This window comes from Paenibacillus sp. SAFN-054 (genome assembly GCF_051966755.1).
GTDB lineage: Bacteria > Bacillota > Bacilli > Paenibacillales > Paenibacillaceae > Paenibacillus_AQ.
Map to the genome: position 1 here is coordinate 246,262 of NZ_JBQCKS010000001.1, position 24,652 is coordinate 270,913.

The 24,652-nt window shown below is 52.5% G+C and carries 29 protein-coding genes and 1 pseudogene; 19 read left to right on the top strand and 11 right to left on the bottom strand.

What is annotated here, in order from left to right; genetic code table 11:
• Positions 1-9: 9 nt before the first annotated feature.
• From nrdG to ACTHPM_RS01085, 4 genes and pseudogenes are all read left to right on the top strand, one after another.
• Positions 10-435, top strand: a pseudogene (gene nrdG, locus ACTHPM_RS01070) (anaerobic ribonucleoside-triphosphate reductase activating protein); the annotation flags it as partial.
• A gap of 316 nt (positions 436-751) precedes the next feature.
• Entirely contained in the window at positions 752-1,669 is a 918-nt protein-coding gene (locus ACTHPM_RS01075; protein WP_440393347.1) for an EamA family transporter, read from the top strand.
• 226 nt (positions 1,670-1,895) lie between these two features.
• Positions 1,896-2,420, top strand: a complete 525-nt coding sequence (locus ACTHPM_RS01080) for a GNAT family N-acetyltransferase (RefSeq protein ID WP_440393348.1) — start codon at positions 1,896-1,898, stop codon at positions 2,418-2,420.
• A 67-nt stretch (positions 2,421-2,487) separates the two neighbouring features.
• Positions 2,488-2,892 carry a hypothetical protein gene (locus ACTHPM_RS01085; protein WP_440393349.1) on the top strand — a complete coding sequence of 135 codons (405 nt, stop codon included), beginning with the start codon at positions 2,488-2,490 and terminating at the stop codon, positions 2,890-2,892.
• A 12-nt stretch (positions 2,893-2,904) separates the two neighbouring features.
• Here the strand turns inward: ACTHPM_RS01085 and ACTHPM_RS01090 are convergent, their stop codons facing one another.
• A complete protein-coding gene (locus ACTHPM_RS01090; protein ID WP_440393350.1) occupies positions 2,905-3,102 on the bottom strand; it encodes a hypothetical protein in 198 nt (65 codons plus the stop codon).
• Positions 3,103-3,213: 111 nt separating this feature from the next.
• Here ACTHPM_RS01090 and rpiA point away from each other — a divergent pair, with 111 nt between their 5' ends.
• The gene (rpiA, locus tag ACTHPM_RS01095) at positions 3,214-3,888 is read left to right on the top strand and encodes a ribose-5-phosphate isomerase RpiA (protein ID WP_440393351.1); all 675 of its coding nucleotides are present in this window, start codon (positions 3,214-3,216) and stop codon (positions 3,886-3,888) included.
• Positions 3,889-4,014: 126 nt separating this feature from the next.
• Positions 4,015-4,479 carry a MarR family winged helix-turn-helix transcriptional regulator gene (locus ACTHPM_RS01100; protein ID WP_440393352.1) on the top strand — a complete coding sequence of 155 codons (465 nt, stop codon included), beginning with the start codon at positions 4,015-4,017 and terminating at the stop codon, positions 4,477-4,479.
• Positions 4,480-4,590: 111 nt separating this feature from the next.
• Here ACTHPM_RS01100 and ACTHPM_RS01105 read toward each other — a convergent pair whose 3' ends face one another.
• On the bottom strand, positions 4,591-4,890 hold the full coding sequence (locus ACTHPM_RS01105) for a hypothetical protein (protein ID WP_440393353.1): 300 nt from the start codon (positions 4,888-4,890) through the stop codon (positions 4,591-4,593).
• A 45-nt stretch (positions 4,891-4,935) separates the two neighbouring features.
• Positions 4,936-5,781, bottom strand: coding sequence for a helix-turn-helix transcriptional regulator (locus ACTHPM_RS01110; RefSeq protein ID WP_440393354.1), 846 nt, complete (start codon positions 5,779-5,781; stop codon positions 4,936-4,938).
• A 139-nt stretch (positions 5,782-5,920) separates the two neighbouring features.
• Here ACTHPM_RS01110 and fabF point away from each other — a divergent pair, with 139 nt between their 5' ends.
• Both fabF and ACTHPM_RS01120 read left to right on the top strand, forming a co-directional pair.
• Positions 5,921-7,159, top strand: a complete 1,239-nt coding sequence (gene fabF, locus ACTHPM_RS01115; protein WP_440393355.1) for a beta-ketoacyl-ACP synthase II — start codon at positions 5,921-5,923, stop codon at positions 7,157-7,159.
• Between the two features lie 106 nt (positions 7,160-7,265).
• The gene (locus ACTHPM_RS01120; RefSeq protein WP_440393356.1) at positions 7,266-7,982 is read left to right on the top strand and encodes a class I SAM-dependent methyltransferase; all 717 of its coding nucleotides are present in this window, start codon (positions 7,266-7,268) and stop codon (positions 7,980-7,982) included.
• Between the two features lie 41 nt (positions 7,983-8,023).
• Here ACTHPM_RS01120 and ACTHPM_RS01125 read toward each other — a convergent pair whose 3' ends face one another.
• The gene (locus ACTHPM_RS01125) at positions 8,024-9,220 is read right to left on the bottom strand and encodes an MFS transporter (protein WP_440393357.1); all 1,197 of its coding nucleotides are present in this window, start codon (positions 9,218-9,220) and stop codon (positions 8,024-8,026) included.
• A 206-nt stretch (positions 9,221-9,426) separates the two neighbouring features.
• Here ACTHPM_RS01125 and ACTHPM_RS01130 point away from each other — a divergent pair, with 206 nt between their 5' ends.
• From ACTHPM_RS01130 to ACTHPM_RS01140, 3 genes are all read left to right on the top strand, one after another.
• Positions 9,427-9,858, top strand: coding sequence for a GNAT family N-acetyltransferase (locus ACTHPM_RS01130; protein WP_440393358.1), 432 nt, complete (start codon positions 9,427-9,429; stop codon positions 9,856-9,858).
• Positions 9,859-10,156: 298 nt separating this feature from the next.
• The gene (locus ACTHPM_RS01135) at positions 10,157-10,789 is read left to right on the top strand and encodes an SGNH/GDSL hydrolase family protein (RefSeq protein ID WP_440393359.1); all 633 of its coding nucleotides are present in this window, start codon (positions 10,157-10,159) and stop codon (positions 10,787-10,789) included.
• A 114-nt stretch (positions 10,790-10,903) separates the two neighbouring features.
• The gene (locus ACTHPM_RS01140; RefSeq protein WP_440393360.1) at positions 10,904-11,365 is read left to right on the top strand and encodes a hypothetical protein; all 462 of its coding nucleotides are present in this window, start codon (positions 10,904-10,906) and stop codon (positions 11,363-11,365) included.
• 16 nt (positions 11,366-11,381) lie between these two features.
• On the opposite strand, the gene ACTHPM_RS01145 is transcribed toward ACTHPM_RS01140, so the two are convergent.
• The 3 genes from ACTHPM_RS01145 to ACTHPM_RS01155 form a co-directional block, all read right to left on the bottom strand.
• Positions 11,382-12,047: a tetratricopeptide repeat protein gene (locus tag ACTHPM_RS01145; protein ID WP_440393361.1), complete on the bottom strand. Its 666-nt coding sequence runs from the start codon at positions 12,045-12,047 to the stop codon at positions 11,382-11,384.
• A gap of 43 nt (positions 12,048-12,090) precedes the next feature.
• On the bottom strand, positions 12,091-14,073 hold the full coding sequence (locus tag ACTHPM_RS01150) for a GTP-binding protein (protein ID WP_440393362.1): 1,983 nt from the start codon (positions 14,071-14,073) through the stop codon (positions 12,091-12,093).
• 140 nt (positions 14,074-14,213) lie between these two features.
• The gene (locus tag ACTHPM_RS01155; protein WP_440393363.1) at positions 14,214-14,651 is read right to left on the bottom strand and encodes a hypothetical protein; all 438 of its coding nucleotides are present in this window, start codon (positions 14,649-14,651) and stop codon (positions 14,214-14,216) included.
• 223 nt (positions 14,652-14,874) lie between these two features.
• On the opposite strand from ACTHPM_RS01155, the gene ACTHPM_RS01160 reads away from it, so the two are divergent.
• From ACTHPM_RS01160 to ACTHPM_RS01185, 6 genes are all read left to right on the top strand, one after another.
• The gene (locus ACTHPM_RS01160; RefSeq protein WP_440395316.1) at positions 14,875-16,545 is read left to right on the top strand and encodes a glycoside hydrolase family 13 protein; all 1,671 of its coding nucleotides are present in this window, start codon (positions 14,875-14,877) and stop codon (positions 16,543-16,545) included.
• A 110-nt stretch (positions 16,546-16,655) separates the two neighbouring features.
• The gene (locus ACTHPM_RS01165; RefSeq protein WP_440393364.1) at positions 16,656-17,246 is read left to right on the top strand and encodes an HD domain-containing protein; all 591 of its coding nucleotides are present in this window, start codon (positions 16,656-16,658) and stop codon (positions 17,244-17,246) included.
• 154 nt (positions 17,247-17,400) lie between these two features.
• On the top strand, positions 17,401-17,622 hold the full coding sequence (locus tag ACTHPM_RS01170) for a helix-turn-helix domain-containing protein (protein ID WP_440393365.1): 222 nt from the start codon (positions 17,401-17,403) through the stop codon (positions 17,620-17,622).
• A 225-nt stretch (positions 17,623-17,847) separates the two neighbouring features.
• Positions 17,848-18,657 (top strand): glycoside hydrolase family 25 protein, encoded by an 810-nt coding sequence (locus ACTHPM_RS01175; RefSeq protein WP_440393366.1) that lies wholly within the window; start codon positions 17,848-17,850, stop codon positions 18,655-18,657.
• Between the two features lie 121 nt (positions 18,658-18,778).
• Positions 18,779-18,889, top strand: coding sequence for a YjcZ family sporulation protein (locus tag ACTHPM_RS01180; RefSeq protein WP_237391675.1), 111 nt, complete (start codon positions 18,779-18,781; stop codon positions 18,887-18,889).
• 137 nt (positions 18,890-19,026) lie between these two features.
• Positions 19,027-19,269: a hypothetical protein gene (locus ACTHPM_RS01185; RefSeq protein ID WP_440393367.1), complete on the top strand. Its 243-nt coding sequence runs from the start codon at positions 19,027-19,029 to the stop codon at positions 19,267-19,269.
• A 141-nt stretch (positions 19,270-19,410) separates the two neighbouring features.
• On the opposite strand, the gene ACTHPM_RS01190 is transcribed toward ACTHPM_RS01185, so the two are convergent.
• The 3 genes from ACTHPM_RS01190 to ACTHPM_RS01200 form a co-directional block, all read right to left on the bottom strand.
• A complete protein-coding gene (locus ACTHPM_RS01190; protein WP_440393368.1) occupies positions 19,411-19,740 on the bottom strand; it encodes an SPW repeat protein in 330 nt (109 codons plus the stop codon).
• A 262-nt stretch (positions 19,741-20,002) separates the two neighbouring features.
• Positions 20,003-20,317 (bottom strand): hypothetical protein, encoded by a 315-nt coding sequence (locus tag ACTHPM_RS01195; RefSeq protein WP_440393369.1) that lies wholly within the window; start codon positions 20,315-20,317, stop codon positions 20,003-20,005.
• Positions 20,318-20,645: 328 nt separating this feature from the next.
• A complete protein-coding gene (locus ACTHPM_RS01200; protein WP_440421403.1) occupies positions 20,646-21,206 on the bottom strand; it encodes a hypothetical protein in 561 nt (186 codons plus the stop codon).
• Positions 21,207-21,533: 327 nt separating this feature from the next.
• Here ACTHPM_RS01200 and ACTHPM_RS01205 point away from each other — a divergent pair, with 327 nt between their 5' ends.
• Together ACTHPM_RS01205 and ACTHPM_RS01210 are read left to right on the top strand one after the other, a co-directional pair.
• A complete protein-coding gene (locus ACTHPM_RS01205) occupies positions 21,534-23,090 on the top strand; it encodes an FAD-dependent oxidoreductase (protein WP_440393371.1) in 1,557 nt (518 codons plus the stop codon).
• Between the two features lie 123 nt (positions 23,091-23,213).
• Complete coding sequence (locus tag ACTHPM_RS01210) at positions 23,214-23,513, top strand: WGxxGxxG family protein (RefSeq protein ID WP_440393372.1); 300 nt, start codon at positions 23,214-23,216, stop codon at positions 23,511-23,513.
• Positions 23,514-23,653: 140 nt separating this feature from the next.
• Here the strand turns inward: ACTHPM_RS01210 and ACTHPM_RS01215 are convergent, their stop codons facing one another.
• Positions 23,654-24,502: an alpha/beta hydrolase family protein gene (locus ACTHPM_RS01215; protein ID WP_440421405.1), complete on the bottom strand. Its 849-nt coding sequence runs from the start codon at positions 24,500-24,502 to the stop codon at positions 23,654-23,656.
• Positions 24,503-24,652: the final 150 nt, after the last annotated feature.

Below are 24,652 nucleotides of genomic sequence, written 5' to 3' on the forward strand. Positions count from 1 at the left end.
GCATGGATCATGGACATCGTGCATGACAGCGTCGTAGACGGGCAAGGGCTGCGGACTGTCATATTCAGTGCAGGCTGCCCACATCAATGCGCGGGTTGTCACAATCCGGAATCGTGGAGCATGCGCAGCGGCCGCTGGCGGACCGTCATGGACATCGTTCGGGAGGCTGGCAGCAATCCTTTGACGGACATCACTTTATCAGGCGGGGACCCGTTTATCCAGGCTGCGGCGATGAGCCGGATCGCGACGGAGCTGCGAGGGCTCGGAAAAAATATATGGGCATACACGGGCTATACGCTCGAAGAGCTGTTATCCGCCAATGACCGCCATCAAAAGCAGCTGCTGGATTGCTGCGACGTCATCGTGGACGGCAGATTTGAAATCGAGCTGCGGGATTTGTCCTTGCCTTTCCGCGGAAGCCGCAACCAGCGAATTTGGGAGCAGCAGGACGGTGGGTGGAAACAAGCCTGCGACATTCCATCACCCCTAGGATCCCTATTGGAGTGCTTTATTAAGTTAACGTAACTCATTGACGCTTTCCGGATAATAATTTAAAATGTCATTTCGAAAGGTTCAAATCAACATCTAGATAGTGCAGCACCCTGCTTTTAAACTCCGATTCGTTCGCGAGTGGCGAAATTTTAACGAAGGCCATATACGGCCATCGGTTTCGTTCGCCCCCTGTCCTCACAGACAGGGGGTTTTTGGTTTTGGGTTGGCTGCACATAACTTGGCATCAGGAGGAATGAACTTGAACAAACTGAAATACTCTCTGCTCATCTTGCTTGGCGCTTGCAGCTATGGCGTGTTGTCCTCGATCATGAAGGTAGGCATGAAGGAAGGCTTTACGGTCAGTCAGATGCTTGGCGGCCAATATGTATTTGGTTGGCTGCTGCTGCTGGTCCTGATGCTTATGTTTTCCCGCAAAAAGGTAGCGCCCAAGAGCTGGCTCTCGCTGCTCGCGGTCGGAATTACCATGAGCGGCACGTCGATATTTTACGGCAAGGCTGTCGAGCTTCTGCCCGCTTCGATCGCGGTTGTCCTGCTGTTCCAGTTCACTTGGATCGGCGTATTGCTGGAGGCGGCGGCGGACCGCCGATTCCCGAGCCGCAGCAAAATCGTATCTATTATCATCCTGATTATGGGTACCTTGCTGGCGGGAGGCGTCATTGGTGAGAGCTCCGGCCCGCTGAATATAAAAGGTGTCGTGTACGGCTTGATGGCCGCGTTTACGTTTGCGCTTTACATGTTTGTCAGCGGACGCGTCGGCACGTCGGTACCTGTTTTTAATAAAAGCTTCTTCATGACGACCGGTTCCGGCATCATCGTGCTGTCCGTATTTTCTCCCGCCTTTATGTGGGATGGTGCGCTGGGAGCGGGCTTATGGAAGTACGCGATACTCCTCGGCGTTCTCGGCATTCTGATTCCCGTGCTTTTCTTCGCGATCGGCATGCCGAAGGTTGGCTCAGGTACTGGCGCTATTCTCGGGGCCGCTGAGCTGCCTGCTGCCGTCGTCGCTTCGGTGCTGCTGGTGCATGAGCATGTAAGCAGCCTGCAGTGGTTTGGCATCGTCCTCATATTTGTTGGCATTGCCGTTCCGCAGATCCGTTTTTCGAGGAAAAAGAGTGTTCCCGTCTTCGATAAGCAGGAACCGGCAGCCCATCTTTAGCTTTTATGCCAATTGGAAGATTAAGCTTGAAAGCAGAGGGTAATGTAAACATGTAGACTTCTCTTCTTATTTCGGCCTCGGCGCTTTAGCCGCAGGCTGTTTTTTTTGTATAATGAAAGAAAAAGAAGGAGGCTGCCCGGTTATTAAAAAAAGAACGATCGCATTTCCGAGGATAAGAAGCTGAATGGAGGCTGAAAATCAAGAATAAGCAAAGGAGTACAATTCAATGATCATTAGACCGATGCTTAGGGACGAGTCGGCGCTCATCCGCCATATCGACAGATCCGAAACGATTAATAAAATTTACAAAATGAACGACGGGGTGCTGGAAGAAATCGATGCCGGGCATGAGTGTCCCTCATGGGATGATGCCCATAAGGCGGAGCTGATTGATCGATTCGAAAAAGAACTGCAAAGCGGAGGTATGGCGTTCGGCGCTTTTGACGGTGAAACGCTTGCCGGCTTTGGCGTTCTTGGACACCGGTTACGGGGCAGGAATCAGGACAGGCTTCAGGTGGACTTAATGTACGTCAGCCGCGCCTATCGAAGACAGGGCATCGGTACCCGCATCCTGGAGGAGATTAGCAGGGAAGCACGAAAAAGAGGCGCTTCTTACCTATACATATCCTCGACGGAAACGGAATCAGCAGTGAACTTCTATAGGGCAAGCGGCGGTCACATTACCGATCAGGTGGATGAAGAGCTGTTCCGGATGGAACCCGAAGATATTCATATGCTGAAGAAGCTATAATAGGGATGGCGAAATATTTGCACAATTGGATGAGGGTGAAGAGTTGTTAGTATATATCGGATATGTATTGTTAGCATTGATTCTTGCAGCAGCCGGTATACTTGCCTGGAGAAATTCGAGGATCATCGCGGAGCAGCGCAAGGCCAAAGGAGCCGTACCGGCTGTTTCTTCTTATACGGTACAGGTGTCCCGCCAGGCTGAAGCGGATGATCCCGAACGCATAACACCGCTTTTTGAGGCGGTCTATCCTGAACCGCAGGGAACGGTACGCGTCTGCCTGTGCCGGGTGAACGGAACGATCAGCGAGCTGAAGCTTTCGCATGCGGTACAGATTATGGAGCATACCTGCTCCGAATTTGCGGTTAAAGCAGCCGCCGTTCAGGTCAATGCTTATCACGAAGCCGTCCGGAATGAAGAGGAGAGCTCGGCTGTTGCCCGGCTTGCCCAGGTACTCGGGGAGAACGGGTACTGATCCATCTCTCGGCTACATGTGATAGCCGCCGCTAGGCTCGTTCATAACCCATTCGAGCATGGTGATCATGTCCTCCAAACGCAGCAGCTGCGCCGTCAGCGAATCGTGTACTGTGCTCTCCGGGCGGGCGGCCTCAAGGCGGGTTACCAGCGATTTTTTTTGCAGGGTAAGCTCATTGATTTTGGATTTGATCTGGTTTTCGGTTCTCATGTCTGATTCCTCCAAGAGTTGTCATCTTATGTCTGATTATAGCAGGTTGAAGGCAGGATCCATAATCCGTCCTAAGGATGGACTAAATCTCGTAAGAGGAGTGTGTAGAGAATGAATCTGAAACAATTGGCTGCGGAAAAAGCGGTGGAATATGTTCAAGACGGCATGCGCGTCGGACTCGGAACGGGTTCAACGGCCTATTGGGCGATCCGCCGCATCGGCGAACGGGTTGCCAAGGAGGGATTGTCTATCCAGGCCGTGGCGACGTCGAAGTCATCGGAAAAGCTTGCCCGGGAGCAGGGCATTCCGCTGATTCCGTTCGACCGTCTGGATGGGCTTGATCTGACGATTGACGGTGCGGATGAGCTGGACCGGGATCTGCATCTGATCAAGGGCGGCGGCGGTGCGCTGCTTCGGGAGAAGATCGTTGCCTTCCACAGCAAGGAACTGATCATCATTGCCGATGAGAGCAAGCTGGTGGATAAGCTCGGACATTTCCCGCTGCCGGTCGAGATCGTTCCTTTTGCGAACGAATGGACGCTGGCTTCGCTGGAAGAACTGGGTGCAAGGCCGATGCTTCGGACAGAGGATGAGCGAATCTATGTGACCGACAACGGCAACTACATTGCTGACTGCCGTTTTGGCGTGATCGGGAATCCGAAGGAGCTGCACCGGATGCTGCTGGACCTGCCGGGCGTGGTGGATAACGGCCTTTTCATCGGACTGGCCAGAAGGGCCGTGATCGGACACAGCGACGGCACCGTAACAATCTTGGAAGCGAGATAAGTAACAACAGGCAGGACAAGCGTTACAAAAACCTTCCGACGGCGTTATAAATATGAAAGTAAGATTGACATTTGCGCAGCTTTCGGATATCTTTGCATTAAGATAGTACGTTTGGAGGTTTATTGTATGGCAGACAAAATGAACAATGACGACATGTCCCTGGAATTATTTATCGTACTCGCACGAGCCTATAATTCGGTGGTAGCCCACTCGACCCGGGATATTCAGAGCCATGGGCTGAATACTACTGAATTCGGCGTGCTGGATCTGCTGTACCATAAAGGCCCGCAGCCTCTGCAAAAAATCGGGGAGAAAGTGCTCATCTCCAGCGGAAACATTACTTACGTTGCGGACAAGCTTCAGAAAAAGAACCTGCTCGTACGCAAGGCATCGCCGGATGACCGCCGCGTGATTTTCGCGGACTTAACGGATGAGGGCAAAGCGTTCTTTGAAGAAATCTTCCCGCATCATCAGCAGGTGCTCGTCCATGCAGTCGACGGACTTAGCATAGAGGAAAAGCGGCAGGCCGCCGAGCTGCTGAAAAAACTCGGGCTGTCTGCCGAGGAACGCTTCAAGTCCGGTCCGATCTAAGTAAGTTTCGAGATTCATGCGGCCAGGATCGTCAACGACTGAAATCAGGAAAACAGCCCGATCACCGCGAGCGAAGCGGATGAACGGGCTGTTTTTATTCATGCTGCAAGGCTATAGCCTGAAACGCTTCACTTGTTCTTCAAGACCTTCCCGGAGCAAAATTTCCTTTTGTCTCGGACCCATCAGGTCAAAGTGAGGAAAGGGGTCACGGTTGTGGATATAACGGGAAGGCAGTCCGTGCTGCTCACACCAGCGCTTAAGGCGGGCGAGATCGGAACATCCCACCTTGGTGACGGTCGTCATGCCTGGAAAACGCGGGTCCAGCCAGAAATGCGTCAAAAAAGCCAGTTCACCGCGCCCAACCGCGTTTTTCCACTTGTTAAGCTCCTGCCTCTTAATGCCAAAAGCCATTGATGATCATCCCCAATAGTTATAAATAATCATTCATCCGTTTCATCATTCGTCCGATTTGTTCATCAGCCGTTGCAGCTTGGCTTCCGTAGAAGAACCCGCTGCAGGCGTATATACGCTGCACCGGAGATCGGCAGGACCTTGTACTTGCAATGAAGTGAGGTCAAAGAGCATTTTTCCCATTTTGGCGTGCCGGAATTCGATGACCACTTCAGGTGCGCTGCTGACCTGGCTGTGTTTCCAGAGCGGCAGGAATTCCGGGTCCACCTGCTCCATTTCCTGCAGGAATCGTTCGTACCATGCATCCTCCACATACTGTCCGTAATAAGAGCGGAAGATCGAGAGGAAGCCCATTACGAAATGCTCCCAGTTCACGGCTAAACGGCGGAATTCCTTGCGGGTGAAAAGGAGACGGATCATGTTCCTCTGGTCCGACGGGATGCGGTCGAAAGCAAGAAATACATGTGATGCAGCCTGGTTCCATCCCACGATCTGGCAGTGCCGGTCGGAGATGATCGTGGGGCAGTAATGCAGCTCGTCCACTATTTTCTGTAGCGAAGGGCTGATCTTCGGTTCCTCCTGGAAAGTCAAGCCTGCGCCAGCCGGTGTCTCCATCGCCAGCGAGAACAGGTATTTCCGTTCATCCGCGGTCAGCTGCAGCGCAGAGGCGATACAATCGAGCACGGAGGAGGATACGTTGATGTCCCTTCCTTGCTCCAGCCAAGTATACCAGGTGCTGCTGACGCCTGCGAGCTGGGCAACCTCTTCCCTGCGCAGGCCGGGCGTCCTTCTGCGGATACCGGGCGGAAGGCCGACGGATTCCGGCTGGATCTTGGCGCGCTGGGCAGTCAGGAATGCGGATAGCGCCTGTAATCGAGTATCTCGGTTCATAGGGATGCAAGCCTCCTTTCTGTATGGACATAAGCTTTCAGCATAGTATTCATTATACTAGGATAAACAATAACTTGTAATAGGATAACAGCTATGAAAAGATAATGCCATACAGGAATGTCCAAGGAGGAAGATGATTATGGAAAGAGTCGTCATTACGGGAATGGGTCTGGTTTCGCCGCTTGGCAATGAGGTAACGGCTTTTTGGAATGCACTGCTGCAGGGGAAGTCGGGAATCTCGGCAATCGATTCATGGGATACGTCGCAGATGAAGACGCATATGGCAGGCGTGGTCCGAGACTTCGATGCGGACGGCCGTTTCGGCAAAAGGGAGGCGCGGCGCATGGACCGGTTCTGCCAATTTGCGCTGGCCGCTGCCGAGGATGCGATACAGGATGCGGGTCTCGCCTTGGACCGGGTGGATAAGGAACGAATGGGTGTCTATGTCGGTTCCGGCATCGGGGGCATTTCGACCTTGATGGAACAAGCGGAACTTCTGCGCTCCCGCGGCGCATCGCGGATCAGTCCGCTGCTCGTGCCGATGATGATCTCGAACATGGCAGCGGCCATGATCAGCATCCGGACCGGAGCCCAGGGGCCGACCCTTTCGCCGGTTACTGCATGTTCCATAGGGAACACGGCCATCGGCGAAGCATTCCGGCTCATCCGCTCGGGCGGCGCGGACGTCATCATCGCCGGCGGAGCCGAAGCGGCGATTACGGAAATCTCAATGGCCAGCTTTGGCAATGCGACGGCGCTTTCCACCTGGGATGGCGATCCGGCGCTTGCCAGCCGCCCGTTCGATGCGGGCCGGGACGGCTTCGTGATGGCGGAAGGCGCAGGCATCGTCGTGATGGAGAGCCTGACTCACGCCGAGCAACGGGGAGCGGTGATTCTGGGCGAAGTGACCGGATATGGCGCGACCTCCGATGCCTATCACGTGGTAGCTTCCCATCCGGAAGGCAGAGGTGCATACCAGGCCATGAAGCTGGCGCTCGCGGAAGCGGGCTTGAAGCCAGGCGCAGTGGACGTCATCAGCGCGCATGCCACGAGCACGCAGGTGGGCGACCGGTCCGAAATGCTGGCCATCAAGCGCCTCTTCGGGGAAGAAGCCTGCCGGATTCCGGTGACCGCGAACAAATCGATGCTCGGCCATATGTTCGGAGCTGCCGGCGGTGCGCAGGCCATCGCGATGGTTCAGATGATCCGGGAAGGGCGCATTCCGCCGACGATCAATCAGGAAGTACGCGATCCCGAATGCGATCTGGACGTCGTGCCGAATACGTCCCGCGAGAAAGACGTCCGCGTAGCCATATCCAACTCTTTTGGCTTTGGCGGGCATAATGCGGTCATCGTGATGCAGCGGTACGAGGCTTGATTGGAAGACTAAGCGTCAGATAGGGATGTCTTAACGTTTTAGATTAATGGATCCTGCAAATTGGGTATATCTCTAGTAGCCATACCAAAAAGCAGGAGGAGAGCTTATGAACAACGAGCATTTTGAAGCAGCCCGGCAGTCCGAGGCCGACTATCATCAGCGTTTCTATGATGAGAACGATATTTTTGAAGACGGTACCTGGATGTCCGAGCCGGGACCGGTCGTAATGGACATGCTGGAGCGGCTGCTCCTGCACAAGGAGGATGTGTCGGTACTGGATTTGGGCTGCGGTGTCGGCCGCAATACGATTCCGGTCGCCGAACGCCTGCAGGGTTCCCTGAGCAAGGTCAAGGGGGTGGATTTGCTGGAGGATGCGATCGAGAAGCTGCGGAGCAATGCTGCGGAGTTTGGCGTGGAACATCTGGTCGAAGCGGAGGCGGCGGACGTGGAGCATTATACAATCGCTGAGGATGCGTACGACTATATCCTGGCCTGCTCCTGCCTGGAGCACACGTCCTCCATGGAAGCCTTGACCCGTACCCTGTCAGCCATGAAAGAGGGGACCAAGCTGGGCGGCATCCATGTCATCACGATGAGCACCGACGTGGAGGAAGTGGACCGGAGCACGGGCGAAAGCACAAAGGGCTTGATCGAGCTGAACCTTCCGCAGACCCAGGCGATGGAACTTTTGGACGAAACCTATCAAGAATGGAACGTACTCATCAAGCAGGCGGTTCCCCAGAGCATTGAAGAGGAGAAGGACGGCCGCCATATCGATTTTAGATGCAGCCTCATCACCTTTGTTGCGCAGAAGATCCAATAAGCAAAAAAGCAGCCCACAGGGGCTGCTTTTTCAATGACGAGCTACACGGCCGCCTCTCGGTGATGGAGACGCCCGAGCAGCATAGATAAGATCAGTGCGGCGATCAGGAAGCCGGCAATCAGGCTGACCACGCCTTGCCATCCATATGAGCTCCAGAAGGTTCCGCCGAGCGTGCCGCCGGCGCTGGAGCCTGCATAATAGAAGAACAGGTATAACGAGGATGCCTGCGCCTTTTCGTGCTTGGCACGGATGCCGATCCAGGAGCTCGCAATGGAGTGGGAGCCGAAAAATCCGAAGGTGAAAATGACAATGCCCGTGATTTTAACAGCCAGCAGCGGACTCAGCGTCAGCAGGGCGCCGGAGAGAAAAATGAGCAGTCCGATCCGGAGCATCAGGGGTCTGCCGTGGTTATCCGCCATTTTTCCCATCCAGGTCGAACTGAACGTTCCGGCAATGTAAACGATAAAAATAAATCCGACGAGGGCTTGGCTCAGCGAGTAGGGAGGCGCGATCAGCTGGTAGCCGATATAGTTGTATAGCGTGACGAAGCTTCCCATGAGCAGAAAGCCGAGCGCGTACAGGATGAGGAGCCCTGGATCCTTAAACTGGTTTCCGAGCGATGCCAGCAAGGATTTGAAGCGGAGCGGACGGGCTTCAAAATGCCGGGAGGGCGGCAGCAACAGGATGAAGATGAAGCTGAACACAAGGCCGAGCAGACCGATCGCGGCAATAGCAATCCGCCAATTCCACAGGTCGGTCAGCGCGCCCGTGATGACTCTGCCTCCCATTCCCCCGATAGAATTGCCGCTGATGTATAGTCCCATAACCGCGCCCAGACTCGCTGGGGCGATCTCTTCACCCAGGTAGGCCATCGCAATAGCGGGAAGGCCGGCCAGGACGATGCCGAGAATCATCCGGAAGACAAGAAGGGTGTGGAAATTCGGCACAAGGGCGGTGATTAACGTCAAAACAGAGGCGGTGATCATGGCTACCGCCATGATGGGCTTGCGCCCCCAGGATTCGCTCAGGGATCCTGCGATAATCATGCTGAAAGCCAGAACCAGCGTTGTCAGCGACAGCGAGAGACTGGCAGTGACCGGGGAAATGCCGAATTCCTTGGAAAACTCGGGCATCAGCGGCTGGGTATAATATAAAATAGCAAACGTGTTGAAGCCTCCCGCGAACAAGGCCAGGCTTGTGTTGCGGAAAGCGGATGTTCCGTGCTGGATATAGCTCATGATGTGATGCCTCTTTCTCTGAAAAAGTATGAAAACAAAGCAGCGATTTTCTTATCCAAGTGTACGCCTATGAACAAAGATTTTTCAATACCAGTATGGCATATCAATCATGCCTGGAGCCTATGGGCTTGAAATTATTCGCCCAAAAGGGTAAAGTAACGGAACGAAAACGTTGTACAAGCAACGATGAAGCGGAGGTCTTAGTGATGCTGTTAAATATTAAATCGTACATACGCAAACCGGAGGTTGCCGAATTGTTCTCCTATGCAGTCTTTCCCGACGATCAGTCGGTGGAGAAGACCATTCAGGCATACGAAAGCAATGAGGCCTGGAAGCTTGTCGGCTATGAAGACGGAGAACTGCTCGTCGGCCTGACCGGATACGAAAAATCGGGAAATGAGATTATCCTTCAACATATTGCGGTTATTCCGGAAAACAGGGGGCTTGGGTACGGCAGAGGAATGATTCTGGAAATCATGACGGATGAAAAGCCGGAAAGAGTCGTCGCGGAAACGGACGAGGAGGCGGTCGATTTTTACCGGAGCCTGGGGTTTGTCGTTCACAGCCTGGGGGAGCAGTACCCCGGTATCGAGCGTTTTCGGTGTGTATATGAAGTGGAGGATGAAGAAGAGGCCTGAGCAATGGGGTATTTTGTTCTGCGAAAGGAATCAAGGAGAGACAGCTTCCCTGCGGGAGCTGTTTTTTTTATGAAAAAATGCAACCAAACTTCTTGTTCAAGACGAAGCTTCATGACGGATCGGGTTATGCAGCATTAATAGCCTTCCTGGACGCTCTTGAGGACGTTAGGTAAGCGTTCAGTCTGCCCATTTTCAAAACGCAAGCGACTGTTTATGAGCATTGTCCCTTTCGTCTTTCCTGCCGCATTCATATACTGTTATGAATCAGTAGAGGGAAAGGAAGAGGAGGCGAGGACAAGTGGCGGTTCCCTACACGGCAGTCGGCGACTCACTGACAGTGGGCTTTGGAGCCATGCCGGGCAACGGCTTTGTACCCGTGTACCGGGGCATGGCGGAACGGAGAGTTGGAGAGTTTGTATCCTATGAGAATTTTGGCGTGAACGGTCTGACTTCCGCGGAACTGCTTGCAAACCTGAAGCGCAGCCCCCAGCTTCGCAGTTCGCTGAAAGAAGCCAGGATGATCACCATCTCGATCGGAGGCAATGATTTGATCCGGGCGGCCAAAAGCGCCCCTATGCAAAATGCGGCGCAGCATTTCAACAAGGCGCTGTCGCAGTGCGAGTCCAATTTTGCAGGTATCATGCAGACGATGAACCAGATCAAGCAGGGCGCCAAATCGCCCTATATCATTCGGGCCGTTGGGCTGTATAACCCGTATCCTCAAGTGGATGCGGCCACGAAGTGGGTTCAGCAGTTCAATCGTTACATTAACGGCTACTGGGGCAGCAACTATGCGGCGGCGGACATTTTTTTCGCGTTTTATGGCCGTGAGCGCGAGCTGCTGTCCTTCGATCACCTCCATCCGAACGGCAAAGGATATAAGGTGATCGCCGAACAGCTCAACCGGCTTGGATACTATCCGGTGGCTTGATGGATGAAAAACCGTCATCATAGTAAAAAACAGACCCGCTGCGGTCTGTTTTTTTGTACAATAATATGGAAAATATTCCATTTTAGCTTGGCCCTAAGACAAGGGAGGGAAATATTGAAAAAAGCTTGGATGATTATTGCTCTCACTTTGGGAGCGGCAGCGTTGATATACTTTTTCGGCGTGGACCATAACGTGGTCCGGATCAACAAAACCTTCGAAGGATACAGCTACATGGAGGACGGTTCGAAAGCTTCCGCTCCATCCCGGATTGAGCTTCAAGGTGCTTACAATAAGCGGGAAAAGGTGTTCGAAGGCCGTATGACTCTGGGTGATACGGTTTACGAGAATTGCATGTTCACTTCAGGGCAATCAGCCATTTCCTATGATCATGAGCAGCGCAACGTCATCGGCCGGGTTTATTTCGACGAAGCTATGGAGCAGCTATCGATCCAAATGCCGCTGCCGGTCCGTGTGACTACAGGAAGCAAGTTTCAACGGATTATCAGTGCCCCCGCGGATTCCCCGTCGGAAGCCGCCGATGTATACCGCACGCTCACGATGGATTCGGCCCCATAGCGAGATAGCCCGTACTCTATCTCTTCATCATGCTGAGCACGGCCCACTTGCGTTCCTGACGCTTTTTGTACTTGGGCAGAGAACGGTAGATGTCGATCGATTCCTGAAAAGCGGCCCTGGCCTCTTCCTTCCGTTCGAGTGATTTGTACATCATGCCCAGCAGGTAGTAACCTTCGCAGGAAGAGGATTGAATTTCCTGGAAGCGATGGACGTATTCTACGGCTTTGTCACGATCGCTGTTTTTGTATACGTCCGCGAGACGGAGATAAGGCCGTCCATATTTGACCCGCGGATTCAGCTCCAGGGCTTTCAGTATATAAGCTTCGCCTTGTTGAATGTTGCCCTGTCTCACAAGTACCGTTCCGAGATCATCCCAGAATTCTGCTGAATCCTCTGACTGCGATTCGATCGACTCCAGCAGCTTCTGCGCTTCGGCGTCCTTTTTGCGATCGATCAGAAGCCTTGCCAGCTCATGCTTGGATGAGACGTCGTTCGGGTTCATGCTGATCTGGGAGCGGAGCTTCGAGATTTGCCCCATCCGCTTAAAAGGCTTGGTCAGGCTGGGAAACACGCCAACAAAGCGGCGATCCAGCAAATACACGATGATCAATAACACAAGAACGGCCAGAAAAGGGTTTCCGAGCAGTCTCCATAGTAGAATGAATCCGAAAATTTTCCCCATACGAGTCCTCCTTATATGTTCCTCTTGATTCACAAGCCGCATGCTACGTCGATAATGCGCTGCGGACGCTTAAGATATATTTCGATTGGTCGAGCGGGCTTACGCCATGGCGCTTGCGTTCCGCCTGCACGTCCGCGGGGCATTCCTGGTACCCTGAGAACGATGAGGCCATGATGCCTTTGCCGCTGGTCATCGACCGGAGCTTGACCGGATATTCCAGCGAAGTGGCCGCAGGGATGATTCCCTCAATCGTGCATCTGCCATGCATGATGGATGGAGGTTCAAACTCCGCTCTCATCTGCACCAGATCACTTAAGATTTTCCCGCCGAACTCCTCCGAAGCGGTTATCCGGAAGCGGAGCATCGGCTCCAGCAGGGTGGTTCCGGTGCTGGCGAGACCGTTCATGATGCCCATCGGCGTGGCGACGACAAAGTCGAGTGGATGCGTATGCCACACATGATGCTCGCCGTAGGTGAGCGTCACCTTCAAATCCGTGACCTCCCATCCCCGCAGACCCTGCTGAAGGGCTTCCGGTACACGCCGCTGTACTTCATTCTGGTAGCTGGTCAGCAGATCCTCGCTGCGAACGTTCGAATGGTATTCAAGTCCACTGCCGCGTGGCAGGGGCTCGATCGCAAACCGGAGGATCGCCCAGCAGGGCTTGGGCATCGTATAAGCGATGAAGCCCTCGCCGGATCGTGCAGGCGTTTCCTTGTAAATAACAGAAGGCTGGCCGAAGCTGGCCTGCAGACCGAAGCGGGTGAGCAGCAGGCTGGAGAGAATTTCGAGCTGGATCGTGCCCATAACCTTCACATGCAGCTCACGTTCAGACTGCAGCCACTGCAGGCCTAGCAGTGGATCCTCCTCGGTCAGCTCCTGCAGCGCTTCGACGAGATCCTGATACCGCGCCTCGTCTGTCGCTTGCACCTGAACCGTCAGAAGAGGGACCGCGAGGGAAGGAGCGGGAGGGATGCCGACAGAGCTGCCGAGAATATCGCCGATCCGGGATTGGCTTAGTCCATAGACCGCCGCAATATCACCGGACTGCAGCTGCCCGATGTCGTTAAACTTCTGGCCGTTCATTTTGCGGATTTGCGTCACCTTCTCCTGCACGCCAAGGGTCAGATTGGTGACGGCATCCCTGTTCTTCAAGGAGCCATGATAAAGGCGGACGAAAGCCGTGCGTCCCATCAGCTTATCCCTTTCAATCTTAAATACGATGCCGGAGAGATCTTCCGACATTTCTCCTGATGGTGCAGGTAGATAGTCTATCGCCGCATCCAGCAGCTCGCGGATGCCGATGCCGCGCTGGGAGGAGCCGAAGCAAACCGGAAACGCATCCCCTTGGCGGCTTAGCTTGGTCAGCAATTGCTGAAGCTCCAATGTCGATGGCTCTTCGCCTTCAATGATCCGGACGAGCAGTTCATCATCCAGATCGGCCATCGTTTCGATCACCAAGTTACGCGTCATGCCCCATCCCTCACGATCAGCATCGATGTCCCAGATCGGAACGATGCCCCTGAACTCCTCACCTTCTCCAATGGGAGACTGCACGGGAACGATCTGACTGGATAACAACCGCTGGATGTCCTGCATGAAGCCGGGTACGGACACGCCGACGCGGTCCATTTTATTGACGTATATGAGGGTTGGTATCCTCATGGTTCGCAGCGCATGCCATACGGTTTCGGTCTGGGATTGCACACCATCCGGTGCAGAGATGACGAGGATCGCGCCGTCCATCACCCGCATGGAACGCTCCACCTCGGACAAAAAATCGACATGGCCGGGCGTATCGACCAGATTGAAGGAGATGCCCTTCCATACCAGGCAGGTGGCCGCAGAGCGGACGGATATTCCCCGTTCACGCTCGACTTCCAGCGAATCCGTCTGCGCGGTTCCCTGATCCACGCTTCCAAGCGCCCGAATGGCGCCGCTTTCATATAGCATGTGTTCCGTCGTTGTCGTTTTGCCTGCATCCACATGGGCGAAGATGCCTATATTTCGAAGTGGTTTTGCTGTCATATGCTTATGTAACACTCCATCAACTTATTTTAGTTTGGTGCAGCTTCATGGTGCTGTGGGGCACGAAAGAGATGCTTTATCATTATATCATGCTGCATCAAGCCGGGATGGAGAGTGGGGCGCAAGTGTGCTTAAGGATTCTACTTCTTTCTGGTTATTTCGTAACTGAATTTCCAGTAGGCTTGATTACCGGAGTAACGGCCGCGGTTTTCCGTGACGGTGACCTTCAATTCGATCTTGTTTGTGTTCTGCTTGAGCGAAGAGATTTGTACGGATTTGCTTGCCGTTCCGACATCAGGAATCTTGTCCTGCTCTTCGGCGTAGGCTTCAAGCTTGATCACTTTAGAATTGGAAAGAGTGACGGATTGTCCGGGCATCAGTTGTTTCTGGTTGACCGAGGCCTCCGTGTACCATTGATTTCCGACATGGTTGTTCTCAATGAGCTTCGCGCTTACCAGTTTTACGGTCCATTGAGCGTTCTGCTGCGCTTTGGCGTCGGCAGTGTTGTTTCCGGATGTCAGCATGGCGCATAGCCCGAACAACAATGTAAAGACGAGGATTGAAATCCTTGAACGCATCCTTACCTTCCTTTCTACCGTTTCATTATTGAGGAAATAGTCCACATAGAACTATAGCCCAACTTGTTAAAATATGCCATAATCTATTTCGCGCATCCTGAAACAGGTTCATATTTTCCCCCTTAAGCGTTAATATCGTTTATCGTTTGCAGCCAATAGCATTGGTAGTATAGAAGGGGAAGATCAGCGGCAAATAATACGAACTTCGAAGGGAGCAGACATGATGGAACGATTCTTTTGGAAGGAAGCCGTCGTTTACCAAATTTATCCCCGGAGCTTCAAGGACAGCAACGGTGACGGCTTTGGGGATCTTCAGGGCATTCATTCGAAGCTCGACTATTTAAAAGATTTGGGTGTGGATGTGATCTGGCTGTCGCCGGTGTACAAATCTCCCAATGATGATAACGGGTATGATATCAGCGACTACTACGACATTATGGATGAGTTTGGCACAATGAAGGATTGGGAGCAGCTGCTGGATGGTCTGCACGAGCGCGGAATGAAGCTGATGATGGACCTTGTGGTTAACCATTCCTCCGACGAGCATGCATGGTTCGCGGAATCCCGTTCGTCAAAGGATAACCCGTACCGCGATTATTATATTTGGCGTCCGGGCAAGGAGGATGGTTCGGCCCCGAACAACTGGACTTCCTTCTTCAGCGGTTCAGCATGGCAATATGATGAGCAGACGGAGGAGTACTACCTCCATTTGTTTACGAAGAAACAGCCGGACCTGAACTGGGAGAATCCCAAGCTTCGCCAGTCCGTATACGACATGATGACGTTTTGGCTCGACAAAGGCGTGGATGGCTTCCGCATGGACGTGATCAACCTGATCTCCAAGGTTCCCGGCCTGCCGGACGACGGCAAAGCCGGACTGAGCGACGGCAGTCCGTACTACATGAACGGTCCCCGTATTCATGAGTTTTTGCGCGAAATGAACGAACAGGTACTTTCTAAATACGATATTATTACCGTCGGAGAATCTCCGGGGGTTACGGTCGAGGAGGCGATCAAGTACACAGGCAAAGATCGCCACGAACTGCAGATGGTCTTCCAATTCGAACATATGGATATCGACTCGGGAGCGGAAGGCAAGTGGGATCTCGTGCCCTGGACGCTGCCGAAGCTGCGCGAGGTGCTTCATAAATGGCAGACCGGCTTGGCCGAGGATGGATGGAACAGCCTGTACCTGAATAACCATGATCAGCCGCGGATGGTTTCCCGGTTCGGCAATGATGGCGAATACCGCAAGGAATCAGCCAAAATGCTCGCGACCCTTCTGCATACGCTTAAAGGCACCCCGTATATATACCAGGGGGAAGAGCTTGGCATGACGAACGTGAAATTCGCCAGCATTGACGACTATCGCGATGTGGAGATCCACAACATGTACCAGGAGAAGGTCGTGCAGGGCGGGGCCGATCCGGGGACCATTATGCAGGCGATCGAAACCAAGGGGCGTGATAACGCGCGGACGCCGATGCAGTGGAGTGCGGAGCCGAACGCCGGATTCACGACGGGAACGCCTTGGATTGGCGTGAATCCGAACTACACAGACATCAATGCCGAACAAGCGGTAGCCGATCCGGATTCCATCTACCACTACTATCGCCAATTGATTGCCCTGCGCAAACAACATCCAATCATGGTATATGGCGACTATGAACTGATCATGCGGGACCATGAGCAGATTTATGCATATACACGCACGCTCGGCGAGGATAAATGGTTGATTGTCTTGAACTTTACTGGACAGAAGATTGAACTGCAGCTTCCTAAGAGCATAAGTCTGGAGGGAGGAAGCATCGTGATCGCCAACTATCCGGAGGCAGGCATGGATGACGGTCAGCTGCGTCCATACGAAGCAAGAGTGTACAGCATTAGAGCATAGCAAGGGATGCGGCCTTCTTGGAGAAGGCCGTTTTTTGCGTTTAAGAGACCTGCTTGGCTATACTTGCGGTAGAGTCCTTTGGACAAAGACTAGGGAATGGGGGAATACATATGGAAGGGCGATTGAGCCGCCAGATCGAGTTTATCAAAGAAATCGACCGTCTGAAGACCATAGTTCGGCAAACCTATCTGATGGATGCATCCCGTCAAGAGAATGATGCGGAGCATTCATGGCATATCACGCTGATGGCCTGGCTGCTTGAAGAGCATTGGAAGGAAAGCCGGGTGAATATACTTCGGGTAATGAAAATGCTGCTGGTCCATGACATTGTCGAGATTGATGCCGGAGATACGTTTGCTTACGACGTGAAAGGGCAGGAAGGCAAATGGGAAAAAGAACAACGGGCCGCGGAACGGTTATTCGGGCTGTTGCCGGAAGACCAATCCGGGGAGCTCATGGAACTATGGCTTGAGTTCGAGCAGCAGGAGACCGTTGAAGCGAGATACGCCGCTGCAATGGACCGGGTTCAGCCGCTTCTTCATAACTATTACACGCAGGGAAAAGCGTGGAGGGAACATAAGGTGACCTCGGATCGTGTACGGGAGCGGATCCGCTTCCTGGAGGCGGAGCTGCCGGATGTTCATGCGATGATATCCGGGCTGATTGATGATGCGGTACAAAAAGGCTATCTGCTGCCTTAGTGGGAGGGTGACCGAGTCTATATGACTATACGGATGAATTATTTAAGGAAAATGTATTTATTTTCCAAGGTAAACAAGGGTCTTTAGACCTATTTATCTGTTAGGGATGAAAAGAAGGTGTCCGTCCGCCGATAAATGAATTGAGGTGATACGGATGGCCAAAAAAGGACAGACTTTCTGCTCCTACAGTTTGGATACCAAGAAGAAGGCTGTGGACATGCGTCTTCAGGGGATGACCAAAAAGGAAGTGGCCGAAGCGCTTGGGATTGCCGATATCGGCCGGTTGAAGGTATGGATGAGAAAGTACCGGGAACAAGGGGATTCTGGCTTAATCGATCATAGGGGTCGATCCAAAGAAACGCTTCACAACATCTAATAAAACAAAAGCGAAGATGAATGTCTGAATACGCAAAGGAAAGAGGAGCCGGGATCTGCAGGCTTCTTTTTTTGTACGCCTTTACCGTGATGAATGCCTTTTTAACGGGAAATAGAGAGGTTCGTCCATACAGGAAAGTGGTTCTTTGGCATAACTATAGAGAGTATAGGTCGCTGAAAAGGAAATACTTCTCAGATCACAAGAGACGAATTGGAGGTGTCGGGCGTGCAGAGTCGAAGCGGCAATCATGCCAAAGGCATTGATGTATCACACTGGCAGGGAGTCATTGATTGGAAGCAGGTCAAAAATGCCGGCTATTCGTTTGCTTTTATGAAAGCCACGGAAGGAACAAAGCTGGTGGATGACCAGTTCAGGGCCAACGCAAGGGGCGCTAAAAGCGTGGGATTGCTAACGGGGGCTTACCACTTGACCCGGGCGAAGAAACCCGAGGACGTGAAGACGGAATTGGAGCATTTCGTGCAGATCATTGAAAGCGCAGGCGGAGTGGACTCCTTCAGGCTTCCATTCGTGCTCGATATCGAAACCAAAGAAGGGGGAACGAGGGCGAATATTTCGGCCATCGTCCATGAATGGGTCAGACAGTTCAGGCTTCGCACGGGAAGAACGCTCATGATTTACACGTACCCGAGCTTTATTGATTCATCGCTTGACAGCACGCTCGGCAGCATCCCGTTATGGTATGCCTATTACAGCAGCGGAACGCCAGCGAACAAAGGCGGCTGGAAAGCATGGGAATTTATCCAATATACCAATAAGGGCAAGGTACCGGGGATCAGCGGAAACGTGGATATCGACGAATTCAGAGGAAGCGAGGCGGAGCTTATGGATGCATACAAAACGTCCCAGCCTCCAGCCGGGACGGCTGTTCCCGCTTGGAAAGAGGCTGGAAGGCAGTGGCTGGTGGACCATGTAGGAATCAGCACGGACTGGAAAGCCGATGATCCGCTGGATATAGGCGCGCTCGGGGCGATCCTGTCGAAATATACGGAAGCCGTTATAAATAAGAAAGATTAATCCGACTGGGATATGACCCGAAAAATAGGCTCCTTTCGGAAGCCTGAAATGGGGAGGAGTCTATGCCAAACGCCCGCCTGCGACATACTTTAGAGTATGTTACAAGGAAGGAGGGAATGGAATGAGCGGAGTTGTTGGCGGAGTTGGTTGTTGCAATCCTTTCGCTTCTACAGGTGCCATTTTGGTTCTCTTTATATTGCTGGTCATTATTACACGATCTTTCTGGTGTTAGTCAATTTGATTCTCCTATAGATTGCAGCTTGTCAAAGGATCCGCTGGTACCGGCACATGCCGCTGTCAGGCGGGTTCTTTTTCTCTTTTGATTCAATTTCTCCCTGCCGGGTATTCAAGTGCAAGAGGTGAGGAGAAATGGATAAAAAGGAAACGGCCAAGGAGCCGGTTAACCGGTCCGAGCTGGAGAAGAAACCAACGCGGATGGATCATCCCGAGCAATACCCGACCGAGAAGGAAAGCCTGTTCGACCGCTTTGAAAGCGAACGCAACGTGGATCCCATACCCGTGGAAGAGCTCAATCAAAATATGAGGGATGAACGCGACAAAGATCATACGAAGGATTCGTCGTCGTCTGAGAAGAAGTACGGAGCAGATTAAGTTGTAGAAAAGAGGAGATACCGGCGTGATTGCCGGTATCTCCTCTTTAGTAGTGCATCATACTAAGTGCGTAGCCCAGGTGAAGTGGACGCCCCTGTTGGCTGGACAGCCTCTTACTTCAGATCCTGAAAGCAGGCCTTGTCATGAATCTCTTGCAGATAGGGTGATCAAATTGAGAAGAACGGTTACCGCACCCAGAATAATGCTGCTCCACATTACATTGGATTCGACAGTGTATACGAACGGGAAAACAATAAACCATACACCTGCCAAGAGGGAGAGCCAGTTTTGCCATGAGCCCCATCCCGAACTGGAGAAGGCCCATAAGGATACGATTAACTGCACTGCCCCGACGATGACACTCGTCCAAAGCGCGCCCTTGTCTTCGGAGTAGCCGGCAATCCAGGGAGCCATAATAAACCAGATACCGATCAGGGCGACAATGGTATTATCGACGCTTCTTAACTTCATCCACACACCTCCGTTTAAAATCGATGCCAACACGAGGGTACGTAAAAATCATATGCGGAAATAGAGGGATCATTACAAGAATATGTAACTTGAGGACGATATCCATATCCAAAAAGCGACGCATAAAAACGGTGCAGTCGTCTAATCGGCTTGTCTACTGACGGATGCTGCCAATCCGCCGCGAAGCAGATTGTCGGCATTCCACCATTTTCATGAGTCGGCTTCACATCAAGAAGGCGGCACGGGGCCGCCTTCTTTCCCGCTAGGACTTTGAACGCCGGTTCCCCCCGCGGGGTCCGCCGCCGTAATGGCCTCCGCCGCCGTGTCCGGGACCGCCAGGACCACCAGGACCACCAGGTCCTCCCGGACCTCCCGGACCTCCCGGACCGCCATGATGACCGCCTGGACCGCCATGATGACCGCCTGGACCTCCCGGTCCGTGATGACCAACAGGATAGCCTCCCGGGTAATTGAAATACCACCAAGGATAAGGGTAAGGATACGGATAATAAGGGTATGGATAGGGGTAAGGGGAAGGGTAATAGGAAGAGGACGGGCTGTATGGATTGTAAGACATTCGCATTCCTCCTGCACTTTCGATTTGTAACAGGGTATGCGAAAGCGGGCGACTCGTGATCATAGCCCGGTAAAAATGGGCGGATGCCAAGGAATATTTTATTCAAATGTTAGGAATGTTTTTTAATCGGAAATTCAGGTGGGAATAAGTAAGCTTTCATGTTTCACTGCACCGGGTTTTGTATATTAATATGTATAACCCCCTTTGATATATAGTACGGATTTGGCTCTGCCGTCTCGGAACGGTCAGAGTCCTTTTTTTTGCGCAGGGCATTTCTGTACGAAATGCCGAAACGGAAAACGGATATGCCCGTTACAGGCATATCCGTTTATTTTTGGTAAGCTCTCAATTTTAATTGGTCCTTGTAAAGAAGCGACTTATATAGATGCGGGTGGATTTTGTACCAGGTTGCCCGCTTGAAGACCTCGGCATAATTTTCGGCCGGCAGTTTCAATGCCTCCTGTCCTCGTTGCAAATCCGCGCGGTTTATCGCTATTCTGACCAGTTCTTTGCTTACAGGCTTTTCGCGTTCAGCACCGGGATTGCCAAGCAGGCAAATTTCAACCGTGCCGATCCCTTTGTTTTGAAGAAGGATTTGGCTGTAAGCGAGCAGGGTATCTGCCGCATCCAGCATCAATTGGTCCGGATCAAGGGCCTCATGCTTCAGGTTCACTGTAACCGTCTTATTGTTGGCTCCCTGAAGCTGAATGTCCTTCGCTTGTGCCACGTCGAGCACTCCCTCGCCTTGAGCGGCTGCAAGTACGTGCCTGACGCTGTCGCGGGTGACTTCAGCATTGGACCAGACGTCCCTTTTTTGCGCTATGTTCGCCTTGGCAGGGTCGGAATTACGCGAGCAGGATGCCAGAAGGAAACAAGCGGCAATCATCATGCATATAACCTTAAAAGGCGATCTGGGCTGCAACTTCATCCCCCTTTCCTCGAGCATAATACAAATGAAGTCTATCAGAAGCAGATCAAGAATGGAATACATCGACCAATTATGACAAATTAGACAAATCCGCGTTACAATTTCTTAAACTCTTGTACATATTCAATAACCGAACTTATAATACCAATATTAGTTAATTTTTATGCCATCATGTGGACGGACCCAAACCTTGATGAAGCCTGTTTGCGGAATTTTGTAAGCGCTATCCATATTGAGACGGTGATGGACATATATATATCATTACTGGATCAGGGAGGAGTGAAGACCATGTTTGATTTAATTATATTCGGAGGAGGCCTGGGAGGCTGTGCGGCTGCGCTTTCGGCCTGCTCGAAGGGACTTAAGGTACTCATGACGGAGGAGACGGATTGGATTGGAGGCCAAAGCACTTCGCAGGCCGTGCCGCCGGATGAGCACCCATGGATTGAGGAGTTCGGCTGCACTGCGAATTACCGCCGGTACCGCGATGAAATCCGCTCTTTTTATATGAAGAATATGCCGCTTGCAGCCGATATGCCGCGGGATGGCCTGAATCCGGGAGGCGCGATCGTGAGCAATATATCTCATGATCCGCGCGTTTCCGTGCATGTGCTGCATGAAATGCTTGCCCCATACCTGCTGACGGGTAGACTGACGCTGCTGCTGGAGACCGCGGCCGTTTCGGTGGACCGAACGGGAAGGGAGCTGCACAGCGCCGAACTGGTAGCTTTGAAAAGCGGGGAACGCCGAATTGTGGAGGGACGTTATTTCATTGACGCGACGGAAACCGGAGAGATATTGCCTCTCGCTTCCATGGAATACGTCACCGGCTCTGAAAGCCGGGCGGAAACGGGGGAGCCGCATGCCACCGAGGAAGCGGATCCTAACAATATCCAAGCCTTTACATATGTGCTTGCTTTGGAATATGACGAGCATGGCAGCCATGTCATTGAGAGACCTGAAATGTACGATGTGTGGAAGGAATATCGGCCTGTCCATTGGCCTGAGAAGATGCTCAGTTTGATCGGTCCGCATCCCGTGACGCTGGAACGCCGGGAGTATGCGCTGTTTGAGGATGGGGACAAATTCTCCTTGTGGAAATACCGCAGGGTATATGCGAAGGATCAATACGATCTGGCGGACGCGAACGAGGTTACGCTTCTGAATTGGCCGCAGAACGATTATTTCATAGGCAATATTTATGACGTTCCGGACGAGGACAAACAAAGGCATCTACAGGGCGCGCAGCAGCTTAGTCTGTCCCTGCTGTACTGGCTGCAGACCGAAGTGCCGAGACAAGGCGGTGGAAAAGGTTATCCTGGGCTGCGTCTGCGTGGCGACGTGCTCGGAACGTCTTCGGGCTTCGCCAAAGCGCCTTATATCCGCGAGTCAAGACGGATCAAGGCGCTATATACCATCACGGAGCAGGACGTTTCGCCGGAGAGCCAGCCTGCCAAATCGGCGAAAAAATACGAAGACCGTGTGGGCATAGGATCGTACAGCATCGATCTTCATCCGAGCTTTACGGGGATCTCTTATGTGGATATTCCTGCCCTGCCGTATCATATACCGCTTGGGGCCCTGATCCCGAGGGATATGGATAATGTGCTTGCCGGCAATAAGAACATCGGCACCACGCACATCACGAACGGCTGCTACCGGCTTCATCCGACAGAATGGAACATCGGCGAGGCATGCGGGGAGCTGGCGGCCTACTGCATCCGGCATGACCGCAAACCTGCGGAGGTGAGGGGGGACGCGGAGCTGCTGCGTGGCTACCAGCAAGTTCTCCGCGAGGCGGGCGTTCAGCTGGAATGGCCAGGCGAATTCTATGAACTGCGGTAGCGAGTGTATAAATATCGTCCGATGAACTTTATGCTTTTTTATTCGCCCAATATTTGCATAGGAAAAGATAATCGGGGGAACCTTATCATGGAAAATAAGTTCACCGGAGGAGGTGAAGCATCCATGAGAAAGAAAGCCGCGATATTACTGCTGTCTGTCAGCATTTGTCTGTTTCTTGCCGCACCGGCATCAGCGGAAGGAAACAACGGAAATATGAATCACCAGATGAATGATATGCATCAAACCGGAACGACAGTGAACAATGGCGCCAGGGATCTGCAGCATGATTTGAAGCGGGACACGATCCGAACCAATTCCCTCGATGATACCGGGGTCCATAAGACGGATTGGGGCTGGCTTGGCTTATTCGGTCTTCTCGGATTGGCAGGGTTGATGAACCGGAATCGGGAATCCAGACGATAAGCATCGGACGATTCTCTTCCCTTCACACGAGCGCCAAGCCTGATTACCGCATCCAATAAATTCACACTAAAAAGCACCTCCTGTCGTATACGGAGGTGCTTTTGCTTTTTGTTCAAATTCAGCAATTATAAAAACAAGTCCTAACCCAGAAGCTCATGTGAGCGAATCCATTCAAACATCCGCTGAATGGCCTTCATATGCATTTCGGGCGGCATGTGGTGCCCGTAACCCTCGTACAGATGCATATCCACATCCGCGCCGATTTCCTTTAGGCGCTCGTACATGTTCAGGCCATGGCTTACATCCACCTGGGCATCCTCTTGTCCGTGAATGATCAGTACAGGACAATGGATGCGTTCCGCCATGCAAACCGGAGAACGGGCTTCATAAGCCCCGGGTACCTTCGCCGGATTTCCCACCACTCTTTTCAGCATGCGCCGGAGCTCAACGCGTTCTTCATACGTTTTGGTTAAGTCGGATACGCCACCCCAAAGAACAAGCTGCTTTATGTAGTCCGTTTCGGCAGCAGCATATGCGGCATTGACGGAACCCCGGGAAAAGCCCATGGCCGACATGCGTTCCGGATCGATAAAATCAAGGCTCGCGAGCAGACGGCATGCCGCGGGAACATCCTCCATATCTCCGCCCCCGAATTCATCGCGGCCTTCGCCACCCTCCGTCCCCCGGTAAACAGGAGCAAACACAATAAAGCCGCACCGGGAAAAGCGCTCAAGCCATTCTGTCTTCACCTGTCCCACCCTGCCGATTCCTCCCCGGCAATAGATCAGAACGGGCCACTTCCTGCCCCTGATGTCCCGGGTTTCACGTTCTCTATTACAGGCAATCACCTGCATGGGCATCTCTTCCGCATCGTAATACTGACGGACCTGAGCCTGCAGTTGAACCAATTCGACGCTGTATCCGTCCGGAAGCGAAAGATATCCCTTTACTTTATAATCGCCGGAGCGATATGTCATATGAATCATCATGCTCGATCAGCTGCCTTTTCACATTGAAGTCGGTATGCAAGCGATTATAGTTCACTGGGATGATTGTACTCCAGCCGCTCTGAAAAGAGAAGCTTGGCAGGGAAGGGTCTAAGAGGGAATACTTAACTTCCGTAATAAGAATAGCCATCG

Bases quoted from the DNA above. Each gene is read 5' to 3' on its own strand.
- ACTHPM_RS01080 (WP_440393348.1), top strand. From the start codon at position 1,896: ATGATCATTAGACCGATGCTTAGGGACGAGTCGGCGCTCATCCGCCAT.
- ACTHPM_RS01090 (WP_440393350.1), bottom strand. From the start codon at position 3,102: ATGAGAACCGAAAACCAGATCAAATCCAAAATCAATGAGCTTACCCTG.
- rpiA (WP_440393351.1), top strand. From the start codon at position 3,214: ATGAATCTGAAACAATTGGCTGCGGAAAAAGCGGTGGAATATGTTCAA.
- ACTHPM_RS01100 (WP_440393352.1), top strand. From the start codon at position 4,015: ATGGCAGACAAAATGAACAATGACGACATGTCCCTGGAATTATTTATC.
- ACTHPM_RS01105 (WP_440393353.1), bottom strand. From the start codon at position 4,890: ATGGCTTTTGGCATTAAGAGGCAGGAGCTTAACAAGTGGAAAAACGCG.
- ACTHPM_RS01110 (WP_440393354.1), bottom strand. From the start codon at position 5,781: ATGAACCGAGATACTCGATTACAGGCGCTATCCGCATTCCTGACTGCC.
- fabF (WP_440393355.1), top strand. From the start codon at position 5,921: ATGGAAAGAGTCGTCATTACGGGAATGGGTCTGGTTTCGCCGCTTGGC.
- ACTHPM_RS01120 (WP_440393356.1), top strand. From the start codon at position 7,266: ATGAACAACGAGCATTTTGAAGCAGCCCGGCAGTCCGAGGCCGACTAT.
- ACTHPM_RS01125 (WP_440393357.1), bottom strand. From the start codon at position 9,220: ATGAGCTATATCCAGCACGGAACATCCGCTTTCCGCAACACAAGCCTG.
- ACTHPM_RS01130 (WP_440393358.1), top strand. From the start codon at position 9,427: ATGCTGTTAAATATTAAATCGTACATACGCAAACCGGAGGTTGCCGAA.
- ACTHPM_RS01145 (WP_440393361.1), bottom strand. From the start codon at position 12,047: ATGGGGAAAATTTTCGGATTCATTCTACTATGGAGACTGCTCGGAAAC.
- ACTHPM_RS01150 (WP_440393362.1), bottom strand. From the start codon at position 14,073: ATGACAGCAAAACCACTTCGAAATATAGGCATCTTCGCCCATGTGGAT.
- ACTHPM_RS01155 (WP_440393363.1), bottom strand. From the start codon at position 14,651: ATGCGTTCAAGGATTTCAATCCTCGTCTTTACATTGTTGTTCGGGCTA.
- ACTHPM_RS01160 (WP_440395316.1), top strand. From the start codon at position 14,875: ATGGAACGATTCTTTTGGAAGGAAGCCGTCGTTTACCAAATTTATCCC.
- ACTHPM_RS01165 (WP_440393364.1), top strand. From the start codon at position 16,656: ATGGAAGGGCGATTGAGCCGCCAGATCGAGTTTATCAAAGAAATCGAC.
- ACTHPM_RS01170 (WP_440393365.1), top strand. From the start codon at position 17,401: ATGGCCAAAAAAGGACAGACTTTCTGCTCCTACAGTTTGGATACCAAG.
- ACTHPM_RS01180 (WP_237391675.1), top strand. From the start codon at position 18,779: ATGAGCGGAGTTGTTGGCGGAGTTGGTTGTTGCAATCCTTTCGCTTCT.
- ACTHPM_RS01185 (WP_440393367.1), top strand. From the start codon at position 19,027: ATGGATAAAAAGGAAACGGCCAAGGAGCCGGTTAACCGGTCCGAGCTG.
- ACTHPM_RS01190 (WP_440393368.1), bottom strand. From the start codon at position 19,740: ATGAAGTTAAGAAGCGTCGATAATACCATTGTCGCCCTGATCGGTATC.
- ACTHPM_RS01195 (WP_440393369.1), bottom strand. From the start codon at position 20,317: ATGTCTTACAATCCATACAGCCCGTCCTCTTCCTATTACCCTTCCCCT.
- ACTHPM_RS01200 (WP_440421403.1), bottom strand. From the start codon at position 21,206: ATGATGATTGCCGCTTGTTTCCTTCTGGCATCCTGCTCGCGTAATTCC.
- ACTHPM_RS01205 (WP_440393371.1), top strand. From the start codon at position 21,534: ATGTTTGATTTAATTATATTCGGAGGAGGCCTGGGAGGCTGTGCGGCT.
- ACTHPM_RS01210 (WP_440393372.1), top strand. From the start codon at position 23,214: ATGAGAAAGAAAGCCGCGATATTACTGCTGTCTGTCAGCATTTGTCTG.
- ACTHPM_RS01215 (WP_440421405.1), bottom strand. From the start codon at position 24,502: ATGATGATTCATATGACATATCGCTCCGGCGATTATAAAGTAAAGGGA.